Source organism: Lysobacter tyrosinilyticus (assembly GCF_054779815.1).
The window spans coordinates 1-3,184 of the sequence record NZ_BAAGXN010000019.1 but is presented as its reverse complement, the minus strand read 5'-3'; the positions used below and the strand labels follow the sequence as shown (position 1 = coordinate 3,184).

Annotated in this window: 1 protein-coding gene; it reads right to left on the bottom strand. The window is 68.2% G+C overall.

Features of this window, described 5'->3' with window-relative positions:
- The coding region (locus tag ACYVGK_RS17760) for a condensation domain-containing protein (protein WP_460736179.1) at positions 1-3,184 on the bottom strand (3,184 nt) is incomplete at both ends.

Sequence of the window (3,184 nt, the reverse complement as noted above, 5' to 3'; positions counted from 1 at the left end):
CAGTTCGATGTCCTCGAACCGCAGCGCCACCGCTTCCGGCGTCCTGGCCGCCTGCGCCGAGAACTGCGCGTGCACGCAGGTCGTCGGGTACGCGCGATCCGTCGCGTTCCACTCCTGCGACAGGAAATTGCGCTCGGCGGCGTCCAGCACCGGCGCGTGATCGATGCGGATGGCCGGATCGAGCGCCATCGCCTGCAGCAGGCGGACGAAGTGCCGCATCATCTGCACAACGAACCATTCGTCGAAGAGCGCGGTGTCGTAGACCAGCCGCGCCGCATAACCACCGTCGCACGGGGACAGGCTCAGGTGCAGGTCGCATCGCCCCTCGCCAAAGCCGGTGTCAACCATGCGGACCACGCGTTCACCGCAGTGGAACCCCTCCTCGACGCGCCCGTCGAAACGGAACACGACGTCGCACAGTCCGTTGCGCTGCGCTTCTTCGCCAAGGCCCATCGCGGCGGCGATGCGCTCGAACGGGACATTGCCATGTTGCATGGCATGCGTTCGCGCTCGCGAGACATCCGCCAGCAGGTGCCTGGCATCGCCTCCCGCGGGAATGGCAACGCGCAGCGGCAGCACGTCGGCAAGCGGGCCCACCATGACCTGCAGATCGAGCAGACGCCGCCCGTCGGTGTCGAGACCAACGACCAGATCGTCCTGGCCGCCGTAGCGCGCGAGCAGCGCCATGAAACCGGCGAGCAGCGTGTCTTCGACGTCGACGCCCTGCCCCTGTGCCAGCGCCCGCAACGCCGCGCCCAGGTCCGCGCCGATGGCGAAGACGTGCGACGCCGCCGCGAAGCCTGGCGCCGCCTGGCGCGGTCGGCTCGTCGGCAACGCGAGCGTGGGAAGCGCACCGCGCAGAGGTTGTTTCCAATACATCCGCAGCGGTTCGAGCGCCGCATCGTCGAGCGTCGACAGCCAGTGCAGGTAGTCGCCAAAGTCCGGCGAGGACACAGGTGCCGTGGGCGCACCTCCGCCCTCGATCGCCGCATACGCGGAAGTGATCTCCCCGGCGATCAACGCCAGCGAGCGGCGGTCGACCACGAGGCGATGGGACATGAGGCATAGCCAGGCGTGGCCGTTTGCGTCGCGCCAAACCGTGGCACGCAGCGGTCGTTCGTCGTCGAGCCGGAACGGGTGCGCCATCTCCGCCATGAACTGCGTCAATAGCGATTCACCGTCTTCGAGCGTGCGTTCGGCCAGCACCAGCGGCGCCACCGGAAGCACCGATTGCCGGACCCGGCCGTCTTCGACCGAGAACCATGTGCGCAATGCTTCGTGGCGCGCGACGACGACATTCAACGCGTCCGCCAGCGACGTCGACGAAACCGGGCCGTCGAACGACAGCAGAAGCGGCAGATGCGTCGCCGATGCCGAAGCGTCGGCATCGGCCGGCCATAGGCGCCGCTGCATGGGCGACAGCTCGTGCGCCGTCCCGCGTTGCGGCGAGGCATCGATTCGACGCACGGCCGCGGGCAGCACCTCGGGCAATGCCAGCACATCGATGCGCGCCTGCGGCGTGGCCGCGACGGCATCGAGCATGCGCGCGAAGCGATCGGCGAGACGCTCGATGGTGGCCGCGTCGTAGAGCGCCGCGTCGTACTCGTAGGCGATGTCGATGGCACCGGCACGCTCATTCACGTAGAGCGTCAGATCGAACTTCACCGTGTGCTCAGCCAGCGGCAGTTCTTCCATGCGCAGATCGGGCAGGTGCACGACCGGGTCGGGCACGCTCTGCATCTGCACCATCACCTGGAACACCGGCGGCACGCCGGGGCGACGCGCCGGCTTCAGCTCCTCCAGCAATCGGTCGAAGGGCAGATCCTGGTGCAAGTAGGCCTGGATCAGGGTCGCGCGCACCTGCGCCAGGAGCGACTCGAAACTCTGTGCAGGGTCCAACCGGGTGCGGATCGCCTGCGTGTCTAGGAACAGCCCGATCAGCGGCTCGACCTCGGCTCGACTGCGGTTGGCCACCACCGTGCCGACGTTCAGATCAGTCTGCCCCGTGTAGCGCGACAGCACGACCTTGAACGCCGCCATCAGCACCATGAACAACGTGCTCGAATGACCCGCGGCCAAGGCATTCAGCGCGGCCGTGGTCGACGGCGGCACCTGTGCGTGGACCATGCCGCCGACGAAGCCCTTCGTGGGCGGGCGCGGATGATCCGTGGGCAGCGTCGACAGCGTCGGACTGCCGGCGAGCTGGTCGCGCCAGTACGCAAGCAGATGCGCCTGCATGGCGTCATCCATGCACTGGCGCTGCCACAGGGCGTAATCCGCGTACTGCACGGGCAACGGCGGCAACGGATCGCTCGAGAACGGCACGCCTTCCACGGCGTAGGCGCTGTACAGCGTGCTGAGCTCATCGGCCAGCACGCCCAGCGACCAGCCGTCGGACACGATGTGGTGCACGGTCAGCAGCAGCGCGTGATCGTGTTCACCCAGTCGCAGCAGGCGACCACGGAAGAGCGGACCGAGGTGGAGGTCGAATGGCTCGCGCGATTCCAGCAGGCTCCAGTGCGCGATCGCGGCATCACGCTCGGCGACATCGAGATCCAGTGCCTGGAACACCAGCCCGAACGGCGCGACCGGTGCGATGCGCTGCACCGGATGGTCATCGACGAGTTCGAACCGGGTGCGCAGTGCCTCGTGACGCCGCACGATGCCGTCGAGAGCAGCCTGCAATGCCGCACGGTCCAGTCGACCGTGCAGGCGCAGCCCGATCGGCATGTGATAGGCCGCACTCGCTTCCTCGCCAAACTGCGCCGCCAGCCACAGGCGCTGCTGCGCGAAAGACAGCGGCATGTCGTCGGGTCGCGCCACCGGCACGAGCGCGGGCAAGGCCACCGCCTGCGACACGCCGGCAGCCTGCGCGAACTCGTGCAGGACCGGATGCGCGAACACGCTCGACAGCGCGAGATCGAATCCCAGCGACTGGCGCAGGCGCGAGATCATGCGCACGACCAGCAGCGATTGCCCGCCGAGTTCGAAGAAGCTGTCGTGGCGTCCCACGCGCTCGACGCCCAGCACCTCGCTCCACAGCCCGGCGATCGCCGTTTCCAGCGGCCCTTGTGGAGGCACGAAGTCCTGGCGCGACGTCACCGCCATGCCCGGATCCGGCAACGCCTTGCGATCGATCTTGCCGTTGCCCGTCAGCGGCAACGCCGCCAACGGTACGTACGCC